The following is a 15,392-nucleotide window of genomic DNA, read 5'->3' on the forward strand; positions in this document are numbered from 1 at the left end:
GGGTGGGACGGTGGGGTCGGCGGCGTCGTGCTTGACGAAGGTCACCTCGTACGACCAGTCCTGGGTGCGGGTGATCCGGCGCAGGCTCTCGGCCTCGGCCACCGCCGGGGTGCCGGTGACCGTCCACGGGATGCTGGTGATGCCACCGGTGTACCGGTCGACGATCTCCGTGCCGACGGTGAGCTGTCCGCCACCCGGGTTGGCCCAGCCGTAGCGGCGGCTGCGGGGCAACCGGTCGGCGGTGATGTCGAAGCCGGTGCCGTGCAGGAACCGGGTCAGCCCGTCCTCGTTCTTGGCGGCGCTGGAGACGAACTGGGCGATGACGCCGCGGGTGGAGCCCGGCGCCAGCGCCCGGAACGGGGCCGCGCCCTCGTAGTGCAGCCGGGCCGCGAAGCCGTAGCCGACCTCGCCGGAGAGCAGGATGATCCGCTGCCGGCGGGTGCCGTCGTCGGCCGGGGTCGCCCGGGTGAACAGCCGAGCCAGCAGCTTCTCGTACGCGGCCCGCTGTAGCCCCCACGCCTCGGCGTCGACGCCGCCACGACCCCGGTACCGGGTGCCCAGCATCCGCTGCACGAAGTCGGAGACGAACGGGTAGCCGGCCACCGGAGTGGCGGAGGCGACAAAGGTGGCGGCCTCCGGCCCGAGGTCCGGCGGGTCACCGATCTGGTCCTTGAAGGCCGCGTCGCTCCACAGCAGTGCCGGCGGGTCGTCCGGTCCGCCGAGGTAGACCCGGGTGGTCCGGGTGTCCAGCACGATCAGCTGGTGGGCCGCCCAGCGCAGGTGGTAGTGCCAGCCCAACGCGCCGGCGGGCCGCTGCGGGACCCCGTTCAGGATGGTGGTGGGCAGACCGACCAGGTCGCGGATGGTCGCGCTGGTGGCGTCCTCGGTGCCGGTCCAGCCGGCGACCGCGGCGAGCAGGCGCCGGCCGGGCTCGCCATCCGCTCCGGCCGCGGCGAAACGCTCCGGGGTGTTGCCCCACGCCTGGCAGAGCGCGTAGGCGGTGAGCGCGTTCTGCACCACTCGCCGGCCGAGGCCGTCGCCGGCCAGCGCCTGCTCGGTCCAGCGCTGGGTGGCGTACCAGTCCTCGCTGACCTCGTGCTCGCCGAGCACCAGGTAGGTGGGAATGTTGGCCAGCACCCGGCGGATCGCGCCCAGACCGTCCCGGAAGGCGGTGAGGGCCTTGCGTTCGTCGAGGAAGGCGTCGCGGCGCGCCGCCGCGCCGCCGTACCCGGTCAGCGTCTCCCAGGCGTCGGAGAGTCGCATGTCGGCGGGCTTGCGACTCAGCAGCGCGTCGTCCTCGGGGTGGACGTCGCCGAACTCGGGCAGCTGCGCCGGCCAGAGCACGTCGGACCACACGGTCAGGTACATCGCCCAGAACTCGGCCAGGGGCAACAGGTGGCTCTTGCCCGTCGGCGCGGTGAGCCCGGCCGCGGTGACCAGTTCCTGCCGGCGTCCCGGACGCAGCCGCGGGTCGGCGGCCGGCACCCCGGGCAGCGTCTCGACGGTGGCGCCGAGGGTGGTGGCGATCCCCCGCAGCACGGCGAGATGAGCGTCGGCGACGTCGTCGGCGTAGACCTGGCTGCCGGTGAGGACCAGTTGCTGCGGCCGGGCGAGCGGGTCGGCGATGTCGGCACGCAGGATGTCGTCGAGCACGGCCAGGGCGTCCTCCCCGGCCCCGTGCGGCTTACGGCAGGACGAGTGGATGACCCGTAGCCGGTTGAGGTCGGCCGGCGGGGTGGCGAAGCTGGGCAGCGTCGGCCCGCCCGGGTAGGTGAGAGCCGCCCGCGCCGCCGCCGGGGTGGCCGCGACGATGTCCGGGCCGTACAGCCGGGGCTCGGTCGCCGGCACGGGCACCGCCTCGTCGCCGGGCGCGCCGAAGAACACGTCGTACCGGTACGTGGTGCCGGCGGCCAGCGGGGCCGGGCCGGTCGCCGTCACGGCAACCAGGTGGCAGTTGGCCGACAGCCGGACCGTGTTGCGGCTGCCGACGTACAGCTGGTCCGCCTCGGCACCGTCGGCGTCGCCCGCGTACACCCGGAGGGTGACCTTGCGCGGCTCGCGCAGTGCGAGCCAGACGGTGACGGTGTTGCCGTCGACCCGGCGCAGCAGGGGCCCCGCCAGAACCAGTGGAAGTGTGGCGAGTGGTCGTGGCTGCCAGGTCATCGCGACGTCTCCCCGATCTCGTCAGGCGCCGGCCACACGCCGCCAGCCCTGAGTCCTCATTCAACGGTCGCCGTCTGCTGTGGACATCACATGAAAGCTTCTCGTGATTCACCTCTTCGTTTGACAACCATCGGCAGATCCGAGCGCGTCCGGGGCCGTTCAGTGACACCCAGTTGCCAAGAGCGGCAGATGCCTTGCAAGAAACCTGACTCGCCGTTGCGTCTCCTGAAATCCCAACCGCAAGGTGGGCCCGACCAGGCGACCTTGGACGAGAGGAGACACGTGATGGGAACCGATGTCGACGAGTTCGACGTCACCTGCTTCGACGAGGACGACAACCCGGAAGGCAACATCGGCGAGCCGGTCGAGTACGACCTCGCCGCGGTCGAGGAGGAGGACTAGCCGTGGCGGTACACCTGGCCGGGGCATTGAAAATCTTGCGGACCGAGGTCGATCAGCGCTGGCCACACCGGGACCGGACGTCCGACGGTTGGATCGGCGACGCAGCCCACCAGGGGCGCCGGTCCGACCACAACCCGGACGCCGACGACAGCTCGGTCAACGCCCTCGACATCGACAAGGACGGCATCGACCCGCTGCTGGTCGTCCGCCGCTGCATCGAGCATCCCTCGACCGAGTACGTCATCTTCGACCGCACCATCTGGAGCCGCAGCCGCGGATTCCACCCCGCCCGCTACACCGGATCCAACCCGCACGACAAGCACATCCACGTCAGCGTCAGCCACGAGCCGAGCCGCGAGGACAGCACCCGGGCCTGGGGCATCGTCACCTCGACGGCGTCCAAGCTCGGCGACCGCACCCTGCGCTCGGGTAGCCGGGGCAGCGACGTGCGGGAGCTGCAGACCGTCGCCAACAAGCTCGGCGCCCGCCTGACCGTCGACGGCGTGTTCGGCGCCAAGACGCAGGCGTGGGTCCGCGCCTTCCAGCAGAAGAGGAAGCTGATCGCCGACGGCGTCGTGGGGCCGAAGACGGTCGCCGCGCTTCGGGCGGCGAGCAAACCCGCGCCACCGCCGAAGTCCGCGCAACCCCGGCCCGGCACCCGCACCGTCCGGCGCGGCTCCAGCGGCCCGGACGTGGCCTTCATCCAACGGTTCATCGGCGAGCGACAGTGCGGCAAGCCGACCGGGACGTTCAACGCCCGCACCGAGGCCGGAGTCCGCTGGTACCAGCGGCTGCAAGGGGTGGCGGACGACGGCGTAGTCGGGCGGATCACCTGGACCAGAATGCGGGTGACGATCGGGTACTAGTTTCGGCGCTGGCACCGTTGCGCTAGACAGGTAGCCGTACCGAAACCCCTCGGACGGCGGGAGCGCATGTCACCACCCCTGCTCGTCTGGCTGGCCGGTGGCGTGCTGCTGCTGGGCGCCGGCTTCCTCACCACCGTCCTACCCCGACGGCGTTCCCGCGAGCGGGAACGCCGGGTCGCCTGGTCAGCCGCCCGCGCGGCGATCGACAGCGCCGAGGTCAGCCGGGACGCGACCACCGAACGGGTCCCCGAGGCGGAGCGCCTGCTGACCCGCGCCGAGTTGATCGCCGCCGAGCGCGGCGGTCCGACGGCGGCCCGGGCGGCGGCCGACTACGCCCGCCGCGCCGACCAGTTGTGGCGGGGGCACGGATGAGGCGCAGGTTCGCGCGTCACCTCAACCTGCTGCGCTGGGCACTCCTCGGCGTGGCGATAGTCGTCCTGGTGGTCTTCCTGCTCGCCCAGCGGCAGAGCGTCGACGTCAGCTACGGCCAGTCGCCGGCACCGTCGGCCCGGATCGAGGAGGGGGCGGCCGGCGAGCTGGGCGACGCCACGGTGCCCTCGACGGACGAGATGACCGCGCTGGTGACCGCCGACCCGGTGGTCCGCCTCCCCGGCGCCATCGCCCGGTGGGACGAGCAACGGGTGCGGGCGGCGATCGGGGGCCACGACACCCGGATCCTGGTCGCGCCGCCCGGGCTCGACGAGGCGGAACGCAAGCGGGTACGGAAGGTCAGGAACGCGACCGTGCGGGTGATCGGCACCGAGGTCAGCGGCGGGGCGTACCAGGCGAGCGCCGACACCCTTCCCGGGTGGCGGGCGCAGTTCGCCACCGGCGACGTGACGGATCAGTTGGTCGCCCTGATCGCCAAGCTACGTGGGGTACCGGCCCCGCCCGACCGCGACGACCTGCGGTGGCGCGAACCGTCCGGACCGGAACTGGCCGCCGTCGTCGGCGACCTGCGGTCGGACGGGCTGCACGTCGGCGCCGGGGCCACGCTCACCCGGGTGCCTGAGAACGCGGCCCGCGCCGCCTTCTCCGACGATGCCTGGTACGTCGTCCTGCCCGGGCAGCCGTACGGTGAGCCGCTCCCCCGGTACGGGCCGGCGCTGACCCGGCTCGCACCGGACCGCCCGATCGTGCTGATGTACGGCGGTTGGATCGAATACCACGGCCCGGCCGAGGCGGATTTCGCGGATCTGGCCGGCGCGAGCTTCTACGCCCAGTTCGAGGGCCGGCTCAGCCGCTACGACTATCCACAGCAGAACGTGCTCGGGGCGTACCTGGACCGGGTCACCGACATCCGGTACGCGGGGCTGTTCGACCGGCCGCTGCCGTACCGGCCGTTCGACCCGCTGCGGGTGGCGCTGCCGGCCCTGCCCTGGATCTTCGCGGCCTGCGTGGCGGCGTTCCTGGTGCTGTCGGTCCGGTCGCTGCGCCGCTCCCTCGGCGGGCCGGGTGACCCCCGGTGGGGCGGCACGCCGGCCCGGCTGGCCGGCCTCACCGCGCTCGCCGTCGAGGTGTCGCTACTCACCGACGCCCGCAGCAACCCCGCACTGACCCGGAGCATCGGCAAGCTCCAGGCGGCCCGCGCGGCATTGGACGACGGTCTGCCCGAGCCGCACGTACGGACGCTGCTGGACGACGCGGCGGCCGAACTGGACGACACCGCCCTCGTGGTCGGCATCCCCAGCTACCGCCCTGACCACTACCTCCAGGGCAGGCTGTCATGACGGCCGCGCTGCGCCGCCTGGTCGGCACCCCGTTCGGCCGTGCCGTGTTGGCCTGCCTGGCGCTGGCCGGCTGGGCGTTGTGGTCCGGCGGGATCCTCGACGGCCCGATCGCCCGCCAGGTCCGCTCCTCGTCGGTCTACGTCGCTCCCGAAGTCGACCTGGACCGGGCCGCCGCCGAACGGGTCATCGGTAACCGCCGGCTGGTCGTGCTGCTGATGGCACCGGGCGCCGACCTCAGCGACGCCTGCGGTCAGACCGAGCAGGCCGCGCAGGGCACGGTCGTGCTGGCCATGAGCCCCGCCGGGGCGGACTGGGACACGTACGGGTGTTCCCAGCTTCGCCGGCGCGACGACCGGGATCTGGGCCGGGCGATGGTGGTGGAGACGACCATCAGCCGGGGCGTGGACGCCTTCGTCGACCGGCCGTTGGAGGCGCTGAAGGTCGTCACCATCAACTACGACCGGCTGGTGAAGGCCGGCGCCATCCCCGACGGGGCCCGCACGATCAGCCCGTCGCTGCCCCGGTACCTGTTGGCCGGCGCGGCGATCGGTGGCGTGGTGGCCGGCGCGGCGGTGCTCTGGATCGCCGGGCGCCGGGCCGGTCGGCTGGCCGCCGCCCGACAGGCCCGCCGCGAGTCGCACGCCGACGGTCGCAGCGCGCTCAGCGCCGCCGCGGCCACCCTCGCCCAACAGATCGTCGACCTCGACCAGCGGTACGGCCGGGTCGGGAACGGCCGCGCCAGCCGGGCGTACCTGCGGCTGGCCACTGACTACACCCGACTGCTGGACGACGTGACGACCGTCGAGGGCGCCGACGAGGCGGCCGTCCGCCGGCTCCGCAAGCAGGTCAAGGCGCTCAGCCGGCAGGCCTCCCGGCTCGCCGGCGAGCCACCCGGCCGTGGCACCCCGCGACGCCGGGCCCGGGTCCGGTAGCGGGCCGGGGCCTCGGGCGTCGAACGAGGACTCATCCGTAACATCGAGAGACTTATACGTTTGAGATTATCCGGATAGCCTCCTGACTATCGATGATCATCCACATCGATAGGTCCATTCCTGAGGAGGCTCTGTGTCACGAGCACGCCTACCGCGCCTGCGGCGCGTCGCGGTCACCGCCGGCATCGCCACGACCACGCTCGTCGCCACCCTGATCGCGCTGCCGCAACCCGCGATGGCGGCGGGCGGCCCGTACCGGGCCACCGCCGTGCCGATCACCACGCCGCAGGCGGCGACGGACGTCGCGGTCATCCCCGGGGCGTACGTCGTCACCATGAAGCCCGGCACCGACGCCACCGTGCCGGCACGGGCCCTGCGGGCCGCCCCCACCGCCTACTTCCACCGCGCGGTGAACGGCTTCGCGGCCCGGCTCACCACGGCACAGGTCGCCGAGCTGGCGCACAACGCCGACGTGCTGAGCATCGAACGCGACGTGATCCAGTACGACGTGCTCGACGCGACCCAGAGCAACCCGCCGTCCTGGGGCCTCGACCGGATCGACCAGACCAACCTGCCGCTGTCGCGCAGCTACACCTACAACTCGACCGGCAGCGGGGTGCACGCGTACGTCATCGACAGCGGCATCCAGGCCAACCATCCCGACTTCGGCGGGCGCGCCCAGTTCGCCTACAACTCGATCGACACCAACAACACCGACTGCAACGGTCACGGCACGCACGTCGCCGGCACCATCGGCGGCACCAGCCACGGGGTGGCCAAGAACGTCCGGCTCTACGGTGTGAAGTGGTTGAACTGTTCCGGCGGCGGCACGCTCTCCAGCGCCGTCGGCGCGGTCGACTGGGTGACCCGGAACGCGAACAAGCCGGCCGTGGCGAACGCCTCCTGGAACTACACCTACAGCGCCACCCTGGCCACCGCGCTGACGAACATGATGAACAGCGGAGTCTTCCTCGCCGCCTCAGCCGGCAACACCGGCGGAAACTCGTGCGACCGGCTGCCGCGTAACCTCACCGCCGCACTGGTGGTCGCCGCCACCACCAACACCGACGCGCGGGCCAGCTACTCGTCCACCGGATCGTGCGTCGACATCTACGCCCCCGGGTCGGCCATCGTCTCCACCTACCCCACCTCGACCACCGCCAGCCTGAACGGCACGTCGATGGCGACGCCGCACGCCGCCGGGACCGCCGCGCTCTACAAGGCGACGTACGGCGACGCGAGCCAGGCGACGGTGCACAACTGGATCGTGACGAACGGGGTCAGCGGCGTGGTGGGCGGCAGCCTCTCCGGTACGCCGAACCTGCTGCTCAACAAGCGAAACCTGTAGCTGCGCCAACAGCGCGACACCCGGCGGGCCGTTCCCTGGTCCGCCCCGCCCCGGGGCCGGTGGAGTCTCCCCCGCCCCGGGGCGGTTCGCTGCGCCGGGGCCCGCCGAGCGTGTCTGCCAGCAGCGGAACGGCTTGAGTTCGGCGGCGACGGTCGACGAGGCTCGGGAGATGCCTGAGCTGATGGACGTCACGGTCGGCGACCTGCGCCTCTCGCTGCGGGTGTGGCGGGCCGTCGACCGGGGCGGAACGCCGACGGTGCTGCTCCATGCCACCGGGAAGACGGCTCGCGACTGGGACGTGATCGCGGCGGGCCTGGCCGCCGAGCGGACGGTGTACGCCGTCGACCTGCGCGGCCACGGTGCCAGTGACTGGCCCGGCACCTACCGCCTGGAGCTGTTCGCCCACGACGTCATCGGCGTCCTCGACCAACTGGACACCGGCGCGGTGGACCTGATCGGTCATTCCCTCGGTGGTCTGGTCGCCTGCCTGGTGGCCGCCGAGCGGCCACGGCACGTTCGCCGGCTCGTGCTGGAGGACATCCCGTTCCCCCATCCTCGGCGGCCGAAGCCTCCTGACCGCCCCGCTGGGGAGCTGCCCTTCGACTGGCAGGTCGTGGCGCAGGTCCGGCCCGAGATCGACGATCCGGACCCGGGCTGGGCCGAGACAGTCACCCGGATCACCGCACCCACCCTGCTCATCGGCGGTGGAGCAACGAGCCCGGTCCCCCAGGAACACGTCGCCGAACTCGCCGACCGGCTGGCCGACGCCCGGCTCACGACCATCGCGGCCGGCCATCTGGTGCACACTGCGGCGCCGGACGAGTACCTCACCGCCGTGACCGCATTCCTCGACGCGTAGAGCCAGCCCGCGAGACGTACGCCATGTTCCGGATTCGGGCCCGCGGCGGGCGGCGGTGCCTACGGTGGGAGAGTGCCGGACGGCGACCTGACGATCTTCCTCGGCGGTGACGTGATGACCGGCCGAGGGGTGGACCAGATCCTGCCTCGACCGGGCAGCCCGGAGCTGCGCGAGCGTGCGGTGGGCGACGCACGGGAGTACGTGGCGCTGGCCGAGTCCGCCGGCGGGCCGATCCCGCGACCGGCGGATCCCGCCTGGCCCTGGGGTGACCTGCGGTCGGTGCTGGACGAGGCGCGCCCGGACGTACGGCTGGTGAACCTGGAGACGGCGGTGACCCGACGCGGCAGCCACGCGTCCGGCAAGGCCATCCACTACCGGATGCACCCGGACAACGTCGCCTGCCTCACCACCGCTCGGCTCGACGTGTGCGCGCTGGCCAACAACCATGTGCTGGACTTCGGTGTCGACGGCCTCGCCGAGACCCACCAGACCCTCGTGGCGGCGGGGATCCGGGCGGTGGGCGCCGGCCGGGACCACGACGAGGCGTGGGCACCCGCCCGGCTCGACGTGGCTGCCGGTCGGCGGTTGCTGGTGTGGTCGGTCGCCGCCGAGTCCAGCGGGGTTCCGCCGGGGTGGGCGGCCACCGGCACGGCTCCCGGGGTCGCCCTCCTGCCCGAGGTCTCCGCAGCCGGCGCCGGTGCGCTGCTCGACACGATAGGGCGGCAGGCCCGACCGGGGGATCTGATCGTGGTGTCGGTGCACTGGGGCTCGAACTGGGGGTACGACGTCGACCCTGAGCAGGTCGCGTTCGCGCACCGCCTGATCGACGGCGGGGTCCACGTCGTGCACGGCCACTCGTCGCACCACCCGAGGCCGGTGGAGATCTACCGTGGCCGGCTGGTGCTGTACGGGTGTGGCGACCTGATCGACGACTACGAGGGGATCGAGGGGTACGAGTCGTACCGGCCCGAGTTGCGCCTCGCGTATCTCGCCACCCTCGACGCGGACGGCGGCGCGTTGCGGCGGCTGCGGATGGTGCCGATGCGGATGCGGCGGATGCGCCTCGAACACGCCGCGCCGCCCGACGTCGGCTGGCTGGCGGACGTGGTCGGCGAGGTGAGCCGGCCGTTCGGGACACGGATCGTCACAGACGGAAGCGACCTGCGCGCCGAGCCCGAGATGCCATGAGCCGCGCACCGTCACCCCTCTACTTCACCGAGCGTGGATCGGGGCCGCCCCTGCTGCTCGTGCACGGTTTGATGGTCACCGGCGAGATGTTCGAACCGGTGATGGCGCACTTCGCCACCCGGTATCGGGTGATCGTGCCCGACCTGCGCGGCCACGGGCGGAGCCGGGAGCTTCCGCCGCCGTACGCGCCGGCCCGCCTCGCCGCCGACCTGTCGCAACTGCTCGACCAGTTGGCCATCGACTCCACCGCCGTGCTCGGCTACTCGCAGGGCGGTGCGATCGCGCAACAACTCGTCCTCGACTTCCCCGACCGATGCGACCGTCTCGTGCTCGCCTGCACCTTCGCGTACAACATGGCGACCGGGCGCGAGAAGGTCGAGGGCCACCTGCTGCCGCTGCTGCTCCAGGCTCTCGGCATGCGGCGGCTGGCGAAGTTGATCGTCGGCCGGGCGGCGTCGCAGCTCGGCAGGGAACGTGCCGACTGGCTCGCCGCCATCATCGCGGGCCAGGACCCCAAATTGATGATCTCCGCCTGGAAGGAGACGATGGCGTTCGACAGCCGGCGTCGACTGGCCGAGATCACCTGTCCGACGCTCGTCGTCGCCGCCGCGAACGACCGGGCGGTACCGGTCCACCATGCGCGGATGCTCCACGACGGCATCGCCGGCTCCCGGATGATCGTCATCGAGAATGCCGACCACGCACTCATCTGGATGCACTCCGCCGAGTTCGAGCGGGTCACCGACGCCTTCCTCGGGACCTGACCGGGGCCGGCCGCCTCGCTCTTCCCGTGCCCTAACTGACGATGAGCGGATGGGCAGCGGGTCCGGCGACGCCGATAATGAGACGCATGTCTGTGCGTCATCGGCTCGCCGCGGCGCTTGTGCTGACCGTGGCTGGTGTCCTGGTACTGGCCCTGCCGGACAGCCTGGAAGGTCCACGGCTGGTCGAGTTCGGCCCTGGTCACGGTCCCTCCACACTGGACCTGGTCGGCATCGCGCTGCTCACCCCGGGCGCCAGCTGGCTACTGGCAATGCTGGTACGAGCGTTGCCATCGCTGGCGTACCAGCCGCGTACCCTCTTCGGCCTGGGCGCCGCCGGCGGGCTCGGTCTCGGACTGCTGCTCGCCTCGGTCTTCGCCGGATTCACCGGCTGGTGGGCGATCGGCGCCCTGACCCTGACCGCAGTCGAACTCGTTCTGCTCGCCCGGCTGTGGCGAGCACACCGCAGCTGAGCTGCCGGACACGCCGGCCTCTCGTTGGTCCGTGGGGAAACCTTGGTGGGGAGGCGGTGCCGGCACCGCGTCCCCACCGGCAGATGTGCGGGCGTCACCGGACCGGGGGCGCGGCGCGGCTCGTCATCACGCTTTCAGGACTGCGCGCAGTCGGGTGGCGAACTGCTCCGGGTCGTCGATGAAGCCGGTGTGGTCGCCGGGGAACAGCGTGGGTTCGACGCCGAGTGCCGCGGCGAGCGCCCGCGACGCGCGGTCGCACAGCTGGCCGGACGACTGCTCACCGATGCCGATCGCGATCCTGGCCCTGGTCGAGCGCAGGACGGTGAGGTCGGGCACCCAGTGGGTGGTCTCCCGCAGCTCGTGCACGAACCAACGGTGTTCGTCGACTGCCTGCTGCGGATCGCGTTCGCCGCCGAACATGATCTCGAACACCTCCTCCGGATGTCGATGTTGGCCTGCGCAAGGAACTTCCGCCAGGCCCCCGTCACGTCGCCAAGGCGGTAGGCGGCGATGATCTCCTCCGTTTCGGCGTGTACCTGCTCGCGGTCCTCCAGCAGCTCGACCAGCGGCGGCTCGTGGGCGACGACGGTATGGACCTGTGCGGGGTGGGCCTGGGCGAGAGCCAGCGCGCTGACGGCGCCGCCGCTGGAGCCCAGTACCGCGGCCGGGCCGACGTTGAGCTGGGTCAGCAGCCGGGAGAGGTCGTCGGCGCGCAACTGCGGGGTCGAATCCTGGTCGGGGTCGTCGACCTCGCTGCGATGGATGCCGCGCGGATCGGTGGTGAGTACGGTGTGGTCGGCGGCGAGCAGGTCGGCCACCGCGGCGAACGAGTTGGCGTCCATCGGGGCACCGACGAGCACCACGAGAGGGCCCTGGCCCCGGACCTCGTAGTGCAGGCGGGCGCCGGGAACGGCAAGGGTCCGGGCCGGGGCGGCAACAGTCGAAGAGTCGTACATCGGATCTCCTGGCTGGTGGGTGCTGCTTGTTGCCATGGATGACTCTCGCCGACCGGTAAAGTCGTCGCTCGTGAGCAACCTTTTCGCGACGCCGCGCCAGGGCACGGCGGGGAAGGAAGCCGAAGACCTCGACCTGGCCCGGGCGGGCGACGCCGACGGCGCCGCGTTCACCCGCCTCGTGGAGCCGCTGCGCCGGGAGTTGCACGCCCACTGTTACCGGATGCTCGGCTCGACCCACGACGCCGACGACGCCCTACAGGACGCCCTGCTCCGGGCGTGGCGGGGCATCGGGCGCTTCGAGGGTCGCAGCTCGCTGCGCTCGTGGCTGTACACCGTGGTCACCCGCACCTGCCTTGACATCGCCGAGGCCCGCGGCCGGCGGGCGCTGCCCGTCGACCTCGGCCCGTCCAGCCGGCACGCCGTGGTGGGCGACCGGCCGGTGCCGGAGGTGGCCTGGCTGGGCCCGTACCCGGACGTGGACGTTGGCGGCGGCCCGGCTGGCCCGGGCGTACGCTACGAGCAGCGCGAGGCCGTCGAGCTCGCCTTCGTGGCCGCCCTGCAGCACCTGCCCGGCAATCAGCGGGCAGCGCTGCTGCTGTTCGAGGTTCTCGGCTTCTCGGTGGCCGAGATCGCCGCCATGATGGACACCTCGACCACATCGGTGAACTCCGCCCTGGCCCGCGCCCGCAAGCTGGTCGAGAGGAAGATTCAGTCCCCGACCCAGCAGCAGACGCTACGCAAGCTCGGCGATGCCCGCCTTCGGGAGATCGTCGCGAGGTACTCCACCGCACTGGAGCAGGGCGACGCCGACGCCCTGGTCGCCCTGCTGACCCAGGATGTCACCTGGTCGATGCCGCCACTGGCGCACTGGTACCACGGCCTTGACGCGGTCACCGACTTTGCCGTACGGCTCCCGCTGACCGGATGCGGCTCCTGGCGGCACCTGCCGACCAGCGCGAACGGCCAGCCCGCCGTGGGCAGCTACCTGTGCGGCGACGGCACCGGCGCACACGTCGCCTGGTCGATCGACGTCCTGACCCTGCGCGACGAGCACGTCGCCGAGATCACCTCATTCGTCGGCCCCGAACACTTCGCCCCCTTCGGCCTGCCCGCCTCCCTGCCCTGACCGGGGCCGGTCCTCGGCAGCAGTTCACCTCAGGTTCGAGGTCGCCAGGTCCGTCTAGGAAAGATCGATGACCAGGCCGGAGAGGGCCACGCCGACCTTGCCCTGATAGCCGTCGCGGGCTGCGGCGCGGGCGGTCGCCGGATCGGTACCGGGCTGTAGATGAGTCAGCAGCAGCTCTCCGACCCCGGCGTCCTCGGCCTGCCGGCCCACCTGGCGCGCGCTCGACAGGTACCGCCGCGAGTCCTCCGGCACCTCGTCCACGAAGGTGGCCTCGGCCAGCAGCAGGTCCGCGTCGCGGGCCAGCGCCACCACCTCCGCGCTCGGGCCGGAGTCACCGGTGTACGCCAGCACCCGGTCGTCCACCGTCAGCCGTACGCCGGCATTCGGCACCCAGTGCGGCAGCAGGCGGGTCTCCGCGCGGAACGGGCCGATGTCCAGGTGACTGCCGGCGGTGAACTCGTGCAGCACGTAGGCCGCATCAAGCATCCCGGGGCGGTCCAGCGCCAACACCGCATCCAGCGCACCCGACGGCGCGTACAGCGGTAGCGGCCCGGGCGGATCGTCCCGCAGGGCACGTGACCGCAGCAGCGGGTTCAGGTCCGCACAATGATCGGGATGCCCGTGGCTGACGAAAACGGCGTCCACCTCATCCTGGGAGACCTGTTCCAACAGCCGCGGCACGGTCGCGTAGCCGACGTCGACCAGCAGCCTGAACCCTTCATGCTCCACGAGGTAGCCGCTGCACGCCTGACCCGCCTCGGGCCATGCGCCACATCCGCCGAGGACCGTGAGCCGCATCCCAGCACTGTATCGACTGATGCGTTGCCGGCCGGAACAGACGCCTGCGAACCCGAGCGTTCATCCCTACCGGGCATGCCCAGGCCCAGCGGGACACCCCCGTCACCGGCCGCCGCCCGTGCCGTGCGCCGGGCCGGCCAGGCGGCGCCTCAGGGTCCCTTGAGATCGACTCTCCGTCATGCGGTCGACGCTATGCCGGCCCCTGCCCGCGCCACATCGCTCCGCAGAGCCATCCGGGGCCAAGCCGGACCGGACGGTGGCGTCGGGTCCGCACCCCCGTCTTCGCCCTCAGGGTCAGCGGAGCCGGAGAGTGACCGTCCCTGAGGTGCCATCGCGGTAGGTCACCTCGGTGTCGACACCATCCGCCGCCGTGTCCTCGAGCTCGTCGCCGGGGAACCAGAGTGCGAAGCGACCTCCGGAGACGGTGGCCTCCACCGGGCCATGCGCTGCGCTCGGATAGGTCACCCCCACCACCTCGCCGCCGGCAAACCCGACGGCCACTGAGACGGCGCCGCGTGCGACGCTGCCAGAGCCGAGGTCGGTCGCGCGCAACTCGCGCGGAGCCGGCTCGGTGAAGTCGTCGGGCCGGCCGACCGAGCCGACCCAGGCATCGGAGAAGAGGCCGAGACTGTCGTTGGTCAGGCACATCGCCGAGAAGCCGTCGTCCCCGGCCAGAACCACCATCGTCCAATCGCCACGCCGCTCGGTCACGGCGGCCCGGGCGGTCGCCAACTCTCGATCGGCGCTGTTCGGCACGCCCTCCTGCTGTTCACGACAGGATTCCGCTGCCTTCGCTGCCGCTCGGGGAGCCAGCGTGGCCGGGCTGGGGGTCCAACTGGCGAAGGCCTGGTTGTCCTGGGGAAGGAGTACGCCGGCCGCGACGGCGACCGCGACGGTGCCGCCGGCGAGGATCAGCCATCGGGCGCGTGGTGACCGGGCCGGTTCGACCCTGGCAGGTCCGGGTGGTCCGGCGAACTGCGGATCGGTCGCGACGATCCGGGCCAGGTCGGCCCGCGCGCGCGGGCTCCGGGGGTCGATCTCACGGTCGGCCGGGTCGAGCGAGCGCAGGGTGCTCAGCGTGGCGTCGGTACGCTTCATGACGTGATCCCTTCGGGGAGGCTCGCCGGCGCGGTGTTGCTCGGCGGAAGGTTGCCGGCGTGGAGTTTGAGGGCTCGTCGCGCCTTGCTGAGGCGAAGCCGGAACGCGACGGGCGAGATGTTGAGCACGCGGGCCGCCTGCGGTGCGGTGAGTCCCTCGAAGACACTCAGGGCGAGGGCTTCCTGGTGTACGTCGGAGAGACGTTGCCAGCCGCGGGCGAGATCGAGCTGGTGGGCGATCACCTCGGTGTCGAGATCGTTCGCTGCCGCCGCGGGAGCCGCTGCAAGGCGGACCCGCAGTGCCCGCTGGCGGTCAGCTCCACGAACCGTGTTGAGGATGACGCCGCGGGCGATGCCGTACAGCCACGCGCGGGCATCCCCGGTCTGTTCCGGCAGGTCCTCCAGCCGGCGCCAGGCAACCAGGAACGCGTCCGCGGCCACGTCCTCGGCGTGCGTCGGATGGACCCGACGCTGGATGAACCGGAGGAGGTCGGCGTAGGTGGCTTCGTACAGCCGGGTGAACCGGGCCTCGCGCTCCGGGACGTGGCGCTGCTCGCTCATGACCTGTACCTGTCCGGCACACCGACGAGTGTGTCCCGGCTGATCGCTATCGCGATCCTGCCTCGCCGCCGGCACCAAGGCTAAGGACGGGAGATCGACGATCCTGGCAGCCAGCATACCGCCTTCCATTAT

At 72.0% G+C, this 15,392-nt stretch carries 14 protein-coding genes and 2 pseudogenes; 10 read left to right on the forward strand and 6 right to left on the reverse strand.

From position 1 onward, the window contains the following. Nucleotides 1-2,163, reverse strand: a pseudogene (locus C1I95_RS07825) (hypothetical protein); the annotation flags it as partial. A gap of 404 nt (nt 2,164-2,567) precedes the next feature. Between C1I95_RS07825 and C1I95_RS07830 the strand changes: the two are divergent. The 9 genes from C1I95_RS07830 (at nt 2,568) to C1I95_RS07870 (ending at nt 10,722) form a co-directional block, all read left to right on the forward strand. Beyond that, on the forward strand, nt 2,568-3,431 hold the full coding sequence (locus C1I95_RS07830) for a peptidoglycan-binding domain-containing protein (protein WP_111213108.1): 864 nt from the start codon (nt 2,568-2,570) through the stop codon (nt 3,429-3,431). 66 nt (nt 3,432-3,497) lie between these two features. After that, on the forward strand, nt 3,498-3,803 hold the full coding sequence (locus tag C1I95_RS07835) for a DUF6403 family protein (protein WP_111213109.1): 306 nt from the start codon (nt 3,498-3,500) through the stop codon (nt 3,801-3,803). Beyond that, entirely contained in the window at nt 3,800-5,161 is a 1,362-nt protein-coding gene (locus C1I95_RS07840; protein ID WP_111213110.1) for a hypothetical protein, read from the forward strand. Before C1I95_RS07835 ends, C1I95_RS07840 begins: the two co-directional genes overlap by 4 nt. Further along, nucleotides 5,158-6,093 (forward strand): hypothetical protein, encoded by a 936-nt coding sequence (locus C1I95_RS07845; RefSeq protein WP_111213111.1) that lies wholly within the window; start codon nt 5,158-5,160, stop codon nt 6,091-6,093. The genes C1I95_RS07840 and C1I95_RS07845 overlap by 4 nt, the downstream gene beginning before the upstream one ends. Nucleotides 6,094-6,226: 133 nt before the next feature. Continuing rightward, nucleotides 6,227-7,441: a S8 family peptidase gene (locus C1I95_RS07850; RefSeq protein WP_111213112.1), complete on the forward strand. Its 1,215-nt coding sequence runs from the start codon at nt 6,227-6,229 to the stop codon at nt 7,439-7,441. 169 nt (nt 7,442-7,610) lie between these two features. Beyond that, on the forward strand, nt 7,611-8,300 hold the full coding sequence (locus tag C1I95_RS07855; RefSeq protein WP_111213113.1) for an alpha/beta fold hydrolase: 690 nt from the start codon (nt 7,611-7,613) through the stop codon (nt 8,298-8,300). A 72-nt stretch (nt 8,301-8,372) separates the two neighbouring features. Further along, nucleotides 8,373-9,488: a CapA family protein gene (locus C1I95_RS07860; RefSeq protein WP_111213114.1), complete on the forward strand. Its 1,116-nt coding sequence runs from the start codon at nt 8,373-8,375 to the stop codon at nt 9,486-9,488. Then, nucleotides 9,485-10,252, forward strand: coding sequence for an alpha/beta fold hydrolase (locus tag C1I95_RS07865; protein ID WP_111213115.1), 768 nt, complete (start codon nt 9,485-9,487; stop codon nt 10,250-10,252). The genes C1I95_RS07860 and C1I95_RS07865 overlap by 4 nt, the downstream gene beginning before the upstream one ends. Before the next feature lie 86 nt (nt 10,253-10,338). Next, nucleotides 10,339-10,722: a hypothetical protein gene (locus C1I95_RS07870; RefSeq protein ID WP_146605661.1), complete on the forward strand. Its 384-nt coding sequence runs from the start codon at nt 10,339-10,341 to the stop codon at nt 10,720-10,722. Between the two features lie 126 nt (nt 10,723-10,848). Here C1I95_RS07870 and C1I95_RS36235 read toward each other — a convergent pair whose 3' ends face one another. Together C1I95_RS36235 and C1I95_RS37095 are read right to left on the reverse strand one after the other, a co-directional pair. Further along, nucleotides 10,849-11,154 (reverse strand): hypothetical protein, encoded by a 306-nt coding sequence (locus tag C1I95_RS36235; protein ID WP_233513422.1) that lies wholly within the window; start codon nt 11,152-11,154, stop codon nt 10,849-10,851. 167 nt (nt 11,155-11,321) lie between these two features. Further along, nucleotides 11,322-11,714 (reverse strand): annotated as a pseudogene (locus C1I95_RS37095) (alpha/beta fold hydrolase); the annotation flags it as partial. A gap of 97 nt (nt 11,715-11,811) precedes the next feature. On the opposite strand from C1I95_RS37095, the gene C1I95_RS07880 reads away from it, so the two are divergent. Beyond that, nucleotides 11,812-12,804, forward strand: a complete 993-nt coding sequence (locus C1I95_RS07880) for a sigma-70 family RNA polymerase sigma factor (RefSeq protein WP_438941293.1) — start codon at nt 11,812-11,814, stop codon at nt 12,802-12,804. A gap of 54 nt (nt 12,805-12,858) precedes the next feature. Here C1I95_RS07880 and C1I95_RS07885 read toward each other — a convergent pair whose 3' ends face one another. The 3 genes from C1I95_RS07885 to C1I95_RS07895 all read right to left on the reverse strand — a co-directional run bounded on the left by C1I95_RS07885 (nt 12,859) and on the right by C1I95_RS07895 (nt 15,377). Beyond that, nucleotides 12,859-13,602, reverse strand: a complete 744-nt coding sequence (locus C1I95_RS07885; RefSeq protein WP_111213118.1) for an MBL fold metallo-hydrolase — start codon at nt 13,600-13,602, stop codon at nt 12,859-12,861. Nucleotides 13,603-13,896: 294 nt separating this feature from the next. Beyond that, on the reverse strand, nt 13,897-14,700 hold the full coding sequence (locus C1I95_RS07890) for a GNAT family protein (RefSeq protein ID WP_111213119.1): 804 nt from the start codon (nt 14,698-14,700) through the stop codon (nt 13,897-13,899). Beyond that, nucleotides 14,697-15,377 carry an RNA polymerase sigma factor gene (locus tag C1I95_RS07895; protein ID WP_199523645.1) on the reverse strand — a complete coding sequence of 227 codons (681 nt, stop codon included), beginning with the start codon at nt 15,375-15,377 and terminating at the stop codon, nt 14,697-14,699. The genes C1I95_RS07890 and C1I95_RS07895 overlap by 4 nt, the downstream gene beginning before the upstream one ends. Between the last annotated feature and the right edge of the window lie 15 nt (nt 15,378-15,392).

The sequence above is a fragment of the Micromonospora craterilacus genome (assembly GCF_003236315.1).
In the GTDB taxonomy this organism is placed as follows: Bacteria; Actinomycetota; Actinomycetes; order Mycobacteriales; family Micromonosporaceae; genus Micromonospora; species Micromonospora craterilacus.

What these genes read in the sequence shown, in the direction of transcription:
- C1I95_RS07835 (WP_111213109.1), top strand. Translation starts at nt 3,498, where the DNA reads ATGTCACCACCCCTGCTCGTCTGGCTGGCCGGTGGCGTGCTGCTGCTG.
- C1I95_RS07840 (WP_111213110.1), top strand. Translation starts at nt 3,800, where the DNA reads ATGAGGCGCAGGTTCGCGCGTCACCTCAACCTGCTGCGCTGGGCACTC.
- C1I95_RS07845 (WP_111213111.1), top strand. Translation starts at nt 5,158, where the DNA reads ATGACGGCCGCGCTGCGCCGCCTGGTCGGCACCCCGTTCGGCCGTGCC.
- C1I95_RS07855 (WP_111213113.1), top strand. Translation starts at nt 7,611, where the DNA reads ATGCCTGAGCTGATGGACGTCACGGTCGGCGACCTGCGCCTCTCGCTG.
- C1I95_RS07865 (WP_111213115.1), top strand. Translation starts at nt 9,485, where the DNA reads ATGAGCCGCGCACCGTCACCCCTCTACTTCACCGAGCGTGGATCGGGG.
- C1I95_RS07870 (WP_146605661.1), top strand. Translation starts at nt 10,339, where the DNA reads ATGTCTGTGCGTCATCGGCTCGCCGCGGCGCTTGTGCTGACCGTGGCT.
- C1I95_RS07885 (WP_111213118.1), bottom strand. Translation starts at nt 13,602, where the DNA reads ATGCGGCTCACGGTCCTCGGCGGATGTGGCGCATGGCCCGAGGCGGGT.
- C1I95_RS07890 (WP_111213119.1), bottom strand. Translation starts at nt 14,700, where the DNA reads ATGAAGCGTACCGACGCCACGCTGAGCACCCTGCGCTCGCTCGACCCG.
- C1I95_RS07895 (WP_199523645.1), bottom strand. Translation starts at nt 15,377, where the DNA reads ATGCTGGCTGCCAGGATCGTCGATCTCCCGTCCTTAGCCTTGGTGCCG.